The following is a 7,795-nucleotide window of genomic DNA, read 5'->3' on the forward strand; positions in this document are numbered from 1 at the left end:
GGTCGTCCACCGTGACGACGGCCGTCGCGCCGTCCGCCTCCAGCCGCACCGCGCCCGCCGCGACCAGCTCCCGGGCCGCCCGCAGCCGGGGGTTGGCCGCCTCGGCGTGCCCGGCCCGGTACGGGAGCCGGCGGTGGAAGTAGGCGGCCTCGGCGGTGTCGTAGCCGATCTGCCCGGCGGTGCCGAGCCGGGTGAGCGCGGCCCGGACCCGTTCGATGCCGATCCCGGCCTGCTCGGCCAGCTCCGCGACGTCGATCCGCGGTTCCCAGGCGAGCAGCACCGCGACCAGGTCGGCGTCCCGCTCGGCCGTCCCGGTCGCGAGGGCGCCGAGCACCCCGCCCTCGCCGGAGAAACCGCGCGAGGCGTCCGGCGAGAGGGTCAGGGTGAGCCGCATGCCGGGCAGCACCACCTCCCAGGCCGAGGCGGTCGGCTCCCCTGCGGTGACCGGCCCGTACACCCGGAGGGCGAGTGCGTGCCGCAGCACCCTCCCCCAGCCTCCGGGTGCCCCCATCAGCGCGATCAGCCGCTCGGGCCCGGGCAGGCAGACCGCGCCGGGTACGGGGCGGGTGGTGGGCCGCAGCGTGCGCCCGGCCGGGACGACCCAGCCGACGCCGCCGCGGCCGCCGCGCGGCAGCGAGCGCAGGAAGCGCACCGCCTCGGCGGCGGGCAGTTCGGCGCGCAGCTCGAAGCCCGCGGCGACCACCTGGGTCTCGGCGAAGCCGCGCAGCCAGCGCTCCGGCAGCGGCACCTTCCGTTCGACCAGCGGGCCGTCGGAGGTGGTGACCTCCAGCGCGTCCGGCCCGACCGCCAGGTGCAGCGGGTCCGCCGGGCCGATCCTGGCGAGCGCCTCCCGCAGCGGGTCGTTGACGTCCACGTTGGTGGTGCCGTGGCCGATCTCGTCGCCGTCCAGCCCGGCCGCGAGCACGTCGAGCCGGGCGTAGACGCCGCAGCAGCCGGAGAAGGACTCGAAGCGCAGCCGGTCCCCGTTGGCGGTGACCACCGGGTCGAGCGAGGCGCGCAGCCGCGGCTGGTGGAATCGGGCGGCGGCGACGTCCGCCACCGCGAGCAGCGCGGCCGCGGCCGGTGCCGGGTCGGCCAGGAAGCCCGCGAAGAAGCGCGGATGGGCCGCCGCCCCGACCGGGGTGGCGCCGCCGGAGGTGGCCAGGTCGAGGCGCCGCCCGTCGGCGCCGTCCAGGACGGCCGACGGACGCAGATAGGCGTACGCATGTGCGGATCGCGTCATGCGGAGCACGCTAGGTGACGGGTCCGACAACCCGTGGTACCGCGACCGGAATGGAACACGTTCTATACGATTCGAGCACCGGTGAACGTTACCCAGGTCACACCACGGCGCGACCGGCTTCTGCCACTATGGGCCCGTGACAGACCTGACCGAACAGCAGCTCCCGGCCGAGCAGGCACCCCGCCCGACCACCCCGTTCGCCGAACTGCTGGAAATCGAGCGGCTGAACGAGAACACGTTCCGGGGCCACTGCCACGCCGGTGCCCCGATGCGCGCCTTCGGCGGCCACGTCGCCGCGCAGGCGCTCGCCGCCGCCGGACGCACCTGCGACAGGCAGCGCGCGGTGCACTCGCTGCACGGCTACTTCCTGCTGCCCGGCAACCCGACCCGGCCGATCGTCTACGAGGTCGAACGGCTGCGCGAGGGCGTCACCTACGCGACCCGCCGGGTGCGGGCGGTGCAGGACGGGAACGAGATCTTCAGCCTCACCGCCTCGTTCAAGCGCCCCGAGCCGACCGGCGGCGACCGCCATCGCGAGCTGCCGCCGCTGCCCGGCCCGGAGGCCCTGCCCGACGCCTTCTCGCACTGGGACGAGGAGCTGCGCGCGGCGATCAGGAGCTCCGGCGGCTTCCGCGACCTCGAACTGCGCTTCGTCCCGCAGGACGCCCCCGGCCTGCCGCCGGCCGCCCCCGGGATGCCGCAGCAGTTCGTCTGGCTGCGCATCATCACCCCGCTGCCGGAGGCCGACCCGCTGCTGCACACCTGCGCGCTCACCTACCTGTCCGACCTCACCCTGGCCTCCACCGCCGGGCTGCACGAGCAGCCGAACTTCTTCCAGCGCACCGAGGCGCCCCGGCTGCTGATCGCCTCGCTGGACCACGCGATGTGGTTCCACCGCCCGTTCCGGTCCGACGAGTGGCTGCTGTTCGCCCAGCGCAGCCCGTCCTGCTCGGACGGCCGGGGGCTGTCGCTCGGCGAGTTCTACGACCGCGACGGCCGGCTGGTGGCCTCCGCCACCCAGGAGGCGCTGATCCGCAGGCTGACCTGAGGTCCGTCCGGTCCGGGGCCCGGTGGCCGCCGGGCGAACGGAAGGGGGCCGGTCGGCGTCATACTCCTGAGCGGCCCCGGCCCGTATCATGGTGCGGGTGACCAAGGTTGACCTGTCACCACGACCGGTGGAGGCGATGTCTCCGCGTCAACTCGAACGCCGCGAGAGCCTGATCGCGGCCGCACTCGCCCTGGTGAACGAGATCGGCGTCGAGCGGCTGCAGATGAAGCAGGTCTGCGAGCGATCCGGAGTCGCCCTCGGGACGGCGTACCGCTACTTCTCCTCCAAGGACCACCTCCTGGCAGCGGCGATCGCCGAGTGGCACCGCCTGCTGCTGGCCGACCTGGTGGCCGAGCTGCGCGGTCCGCGCGCCGGGCTGGGGGCCACCGACCGGGCGGTCCGGTTCGTCCGGGGCGGGATGCGGGCCTACCAGCGGCAGCCCGAACTGGCCCGGCTACGGGTGGCCGTCGCCGCCTCCACCGACCCTTTCGCCAGTGAGGCCCTCCAGGGCATGGCCCGGGCCGACAGCGCCGCCCTCCAGGCGGTGACCGGCGAGGTGCCGGCCGCCGCGAGCGACCTGGTGCGGCACATCGTCGCGCACGCCTGGCAGGGGGAGCTGACCGCCTGGGTGACCGGGCGCACCACGCTCGGGGACGCCCGGCGGCGGCTGGAGGACGTGGTGCGGCTGGTGCTGGCCCCGTACGAGACCCGCTATCCGGCCCCGTACGAGGTCCAGTCCACCGGGTGAGCAAGGGCCCGGTCGGACGAGGCCCGGCCGAGCGAGGGCCCGGCCGACCGACCGGGCTCGGGCCACCCGCCCTCGGGCCACCGTCGCTCAGGCCACCGTGACCGGGTGCGCCACCACCGCGCCGAACAGGTAGCCCTCGCGGTTGAACCCGGCCGTGTCGGGCTGGGTGTCGCCCCGGCGGTCCGTCGCGCGGGCGCGCAGCTCGTGGCGGCCGGGCCGTTCGGGGCGCCAGCCGATGCTCCAGCGCGTCCAGTCGTGGGCGCGCGGTTCGTCGTGCAGTTCGGCGCGCCGCCAGCTCCGGCCTCCGTCGGTGCTCACCTCGACCCTGTGCACCGGGGCCGTGCCGGACCAGGAGCGCCCGTGCAGCCGGTGCTCGCGCCCGGCCTCCAGCACCGCGCCCTCGGCCAGTTCGAAGGCGGACTTGACCACCTGGACGGTCAGCGGGTCACCCCCGCCGGGCGGGTGGCCCGGGCCGAACATCCGGTAGAAGTCGGTGTTCCACGGCGAGTGCAGCGGGTGGTCGGCCACCTCGATGCCGCCGACCCACTTGATCGAGGCGATGCCCACCCAGCCGGGCACCACCAGCCGGACCGGGGCGCCGTGGTCGGGGGTGAGCGGCTCGCCGTTCATTTCGAAGGCGAGCAGCACGTCGTCCAGCGCCTTGGCGATCGGCAGCGGACGGCGCACCGGGCCGTAGTTGACGCCGCCGGCGACGTAGTCCGGGTCCAGGCCGCTGGGCAGTACGTCCATCGCGCCGTCGGTCAGCCCGGCCGCCCGCAGCACCTCCGCCAGCCGGACGCCGCGCCAGCTCGCCGAGCCGACGCCGCCGAGCGTCCACGGCGTGCCGGGGACGCTCTGGTGCTGCTGGCGGGAGTAGTAGCCGCGGCCGTTGCCGGCGCACTCGATCAGCGCGTCGATACGGGTGGACGGCAGCGCCCGCAGGTCCTCCAGCGCGAACTCGACCGCCCGCTCCCGGGCCGGGGCACCGCGCAGGCCGCTGCCGAACAGCCTCAGCCGCCAGCTCGCCGGGTCGATCAGCGGGGTGCTGGTGTGGTTGCGGACGAAGAACCGTTCCACCGGCACACGGCGGCCGACGACGGCCTCCCCGTCGGCCCCGCGCAGGGACTCCCAGCGCATCTCGGCGTTGGTGCCGCGCGGGACGAACCACTCGGCGGGCAGCGGTTTGACGATTCCGGGCACGGGCCTGGGCACCTCCTCGGCGGCCGCCCGGCCCGGGGCGAGCACCGGCGCGGCCAACGCGGGCACGGCGACCGCCCCGGTGGCGGAGCGCGGCGGCATCCGGACGGCACCGTCCGGATGGCACCGTCCGGATGGCGCTCCACTCCCCAGCGTAGGCGCTCCGGCGCGGTGGGTGAGCCCGGCGGCGGCCCGAACCTCTCGCTTGACCTTCTCACCGGTGTGAACTCCTAGCGTTCCCATCGCCGGAGGGACTCCCGACCCGTCGATCGAAGGGGCCCGCCGTCGTCCCCGACCCTGCCCCCTGTCCTTCGAGGAACACCCCGTGCCGTCCGTTCCCACTCCCTTCGCCCCGCTCGCCCGGATCGTCCAGGGCTCCGGCCCCGGCCTGCTGCTCGCGCACGGCGCCGGCGGCAGCGCCCGGGACAACTGGGGCCCGGTGCTGGCCGACCTCGCCGCGCACCGCACCGTCGTCGCCCCCGACTACCCGGGCTCCGGCGACAGCCCGTACGAGCCGGGCGAGCCCACCCTCGACGAGCTCGCCGAGCGGCTGGTCGCCGCCGCCGACGAGGAGGGCCTGGAGACCTTCGACCTGGCCGGATTCTCGCTGGGCGCCGCCGTCGCCGTCCGGATCGCCGCCCGCCACCCCGAGCGGATCCGCTCGCTGCTGCTGCTCGCCGGCCTCACCGGCGGCTCGGCGCGGCTGAGCGCGCTCTCCGAACTCTTCGTCAGGCTCGACGACCGGCCGGGCGACCTCGCCGACCTGATGCTCACCGTCGCCTTCGGCCACCGCTGGGTGGACGCGCTGCCCGCCGAGCGGCTCGCCGAACTGCGGGAGGCGCTCGAGTCCCCCCAGCCGGACGCCTTCCGGCAGCAGTTCCTGCTCGCCGCCCGGACCGACGTGCGCGAGGACCTGGCCGCGCTGTCCGTCCCGACGGTGGTCGTCAGCACCGTCGAGGACGTGCTGGTCCAGCCCTCCCAGCACCGCCTGGCGGCCGAGCTCATCCCCGGCGCCCGCCTGGTCGAACTCCCCTGCGGGCACCTGCCGATGATCGAGGCGGTGCCCCAACTGCGCGATGTGCTGCTGGAGTTCGTGAAGGCCTGACAGCGCCGGGAACACCCCGGTCCGCGGCGGCGTTCGCCGGATCATGCGCATCGGAGAACTCGCCCGCGTGACCGGGGTGTCCACCCGTCTGCTCCGCTACTACGAGGAGCAGGGCCTGCTCCGGCCCGACCGCACCACCGCCGGCTACCGCGAGTACGCCGAGGAGGACACCGTACGGGTGTGGCAGATCCGCAGCCTGCTCGCGGCCGGCCTGTCGACCCGGGTGATCGCCGGGATCCTGCCCTGCGCAACCGGCCCGGTGCCCGCCCTGGAGGCCTGCCCTTCACTGGTCGCCACCCTGCGCGGCGAACTCGCCGAGCTGGACGCCCGGATCGACGACCTCACCCGCAGCCGCCGCGCCCTCTCCCACTACCTCGCCACCGCCCGAACGCCGAGCGCGGAGCACGCGGCCTGAGCGCTCCCGTACGGGCGCGAGGCCCTGACGGGACATTGGTCCCCACCCTCCGCCTCCCCGGCGCGCCCTCCCGTCGCTCGAGACGCCATCTGGACATAGTGCGACATACCGCTTGATCCAGAGCGCTCCGAGCATGTCGAGAGGTCCACCCGATGAGCAGCCAGCCGCCCCAGCCCGTCCACCCCCCGAAGGAGCCCGACGAACCCGCCGCCACGCTCCCCGTCGACCGGGTGGTGTTCGGTGTGGGCGCGGTGCTGGTGCTGGGGGTGGTCGCCTGGGGCGTGTTCGCCGAGGAATCGCTCGGCCGCACCTCCAGTACGGCGCTCGGCTGGGTCCTGCACAACTTCGGTTGGCTGTTCGTGGTGGCCGCCGACGTCTTCCTCGTCCTCACCGTGCTGCTCGCCTTCAGCCGCTTCGGCCGGATCCGGCTCGGCCGCGACGACGACGAGCCCGAGTTCTCCACCCTCGCCTGGGTGGCCATGATGTTCAGCGCCGGCATGGGCATCGGCCTGATGTTCTACGGCGTCGGCGAGCCGCTCCAGCTGTTCGCCGCCCCGCAGCCCGGCTCCGGACTGGAGCCGCAGAGCGCGGCCGCGGCCCAGCAGGCGCTGGAGTTCTCGCTCTTCCACTGGACCCTGCACCCGTGGGCGATCTACGCGGTCGGCGGACTCGCCCTCGCCTACACGACCTTCCGCAAGGGCCGGGGCAACCGGATCTCCGCCGCCTTCGTCCCGCTGATCGGGCAGCGCGGCGCGAACGGCTGGGCCGGTCGGACGATCGACCTGCTGGCCGTCTTCGCCACCGTCTTCGGCTCCGCGACCAGCCTCGGCCTCGGCGCGCTGCAGGTCGCCGACGGGCTCGGGTACATCTCCTCCGTCCGCAACACCCAGAACGCCCAGCTGATCATCATCGGATCGCTGACCGCCGCCTTCGTGCTCTCCGCCTTCTCCGGCGTGCACAGGGGCGTCAAGTGGCTCTCCACCGCGAACGTGGTGCTGGCCTCACTGATCATGCTCTTCGTCTTCGTGTTCGGGCCGACGGTCTTCGCGCTGGACGCGATCCCCTCCACCGTCGGCGGATACCTCTCCAACCTGCTCGGCATGTCCACCCAGACCGGCGCCTTCACCGACGAGAGCTGGCTCGGCTCCTGGACCATCTTCTACTGGGCCTGGTGGCTCTCCTGGGCGCCCTTCGTCGGTACCTTCATCGCCCGCATCTCACGCGGCCGCACCATCCGGCAGTTCCTGCTCGGCGTGCTGCTGGTGCCCAGCGGGGCGACGGTCATCTGGTTCTGCGTGATGGGCGGCACCGCGATCCGGCTGGTCACCACCGGTGCGGCGGACCTGGTGTCGACCATCCCGCAGGGCGCCGAGGCCTCGCTGTTCGAGATGCTGCGCTCGCTGCCGCTCGGTGCGGTCACCAGCGTGGTCGCGGTGCTGCTGGTGATGACCTTCTTCATCACCAGCGCCGACTCCGCCTCCCTGGTGCTCGGCTCGCTCTCCAGCCGCGGCTCCCTGCACCCGCGCACCTGGCTGGTGGTCGTGTGGGGCGTGCTGATGGGCGGGGTCGCCGCCGCGCTGCTGCTGGCCGGCGGGCTCACCGCGCTGCAGAACGCGACGATCCTGGTCGCGCTGCCCTTCGTGGTCGTCATGCTGCTGCTCTGCGTGTCCCTGGTGAAGGAACTACGGGAGGACCCGGCCGCCGGCCCCTCCCGGTTCCACCCGGCGCACGGGCTGCGGGACGCCGTACGAGTCGCCGTGGGCGAGGCCCTGGCCGAGCGCGGACAGCCCCGATCACCGCGCTGACCAGCGCATACGCCCCACCCGCAGGCCGGGTGGGGCGTATGAGGCCAACCGACGCCCAACCCCCGTCCGGACTTCACCCGCGCGTACCGACCGTTCACACCGCCCTGGAACCCTCGCTGTCATGAACGCCAACCCTCAGGCGCCCTACCAGGAACCGCGCTTCCCGCTCCCCCGGCGCCACCGCCGACTGCTCGCCTGCACCGCCGTCCTCGCCTCCATCGCCCTCGGCACCCT

7 protein-coding genes are annotated in these 7,795 nt (G+C 74.3%); 5 read left to right on the forward strand and 2 right to left on the reverse strand.

The features are described 5' to 3' along the window. Positions 1-1,243 (reverse strand): SWIM zinc finger family protein (locus tag J0670_RS23530; RefSeq protein ID WP_207813643.1); only part of this gene is annotated, 1,243 nt, incomplete at its 3' end. A gap of 136 nt (positions 1,244-1,379) precedes the next feature. Between J0670_RS23530 and J0670_RS23535 the strand changes: the two genes are divergently transcribed. Next, a complete protein-coding gene (locus J0670_RS23535; protein WP_307806659.1) occupies positions 1,380-2,291 on the forward strand; it encodes an acyl-CoA thioesterase domain-containing protein in 912 nt (303 codons plus the stop codon). Between the two features lie 97 nt (positions 2,292-2,388). Next, positions 2,389-3,039, forward strand: coding sequence for a TetR/AcrR family transcriptional regulator (locus J0670_RS23540; RefSeq protein WP_207813644.1), 651 nt, complete (start codon positions 2,389-2,391; stop codon positions 3,037-3,039). Between the two features lie 87 nt (positions 3,040-3,126). On the opposite strand, the gene J0670_RS23545 is transcribed toward J0670_RS23540, so the two are convergent. Beyond that, on the reverse strand, positions 3,127-4,389 hold the full coding sequence (locus J0670_RS23545; RefSeq protein ID WP_374223151.1) for a sulfite oxidase: 1,263 nt from the start codon (positions 4,387-4,389) through the stop codon (positions 3,127-3,129). Between the two features lie 172 nt (positions 4,390-4,561). Here J0670_RS23545 and J0670_RS23550 point away from each other — a divergent pair, with 172 nt between their 5' ends. The 3 genes from J0670_RS23550 (at position 4,562) to J0670_RS23560 (ending at position 7,561) form a co-directional block, all read left to right on the forward strand. Beyond that, the gene (locus J0670_RS23550; protein ID WP_207813646.1) at positions 4,562-5,341 is read left to right on the forward strand and encodes an alpha/beta fold hydrolase; all 780 of its coding nucleotides are present in this window, start codon (positions 4,562-4,564) and stop codon (positions 5,339-5,341) included. 43 nt (positions 5,342-5,384) lie between these two features. Continuing rightward, positions 5,385-5,756 (forward strand): MerR family transcriptional regulator, encoded by a 372-nt coding sequence (locus J0670_RS23555; RefSeq protein ID WP_207813647.1) that lies wholly within the window; start codon positions 5,385-5,387, stop codon positions 5,754-5,756. Positions 5,757-5,908: 152 nt separating this feature from the next. Continuing rightward, positions 5,909-7,561 carry a BCCT family transporter gene (locus J0670_RS23560; RefSeq protein ID WP_207813648.1) on the forward strand — a complete coding sequence of 551 codons (1,653 nt, stop codon included), beginning with the start codon at positions 5,909-5,911 and terminating at the stop codon, positions 7,559-7,561. Positions 7,562-7,795 lie beyond the last annotated feature (234 nt).

The sequence above is a fragment of the Streptomyces sp. FH025 genome (assembly GCF_017427025.1).
Classification (GTDB): Bacteria; Actinomycetota; Actinomycetes; order Streptomycetales; family Streptomycetaceae; genus Kitasatospora.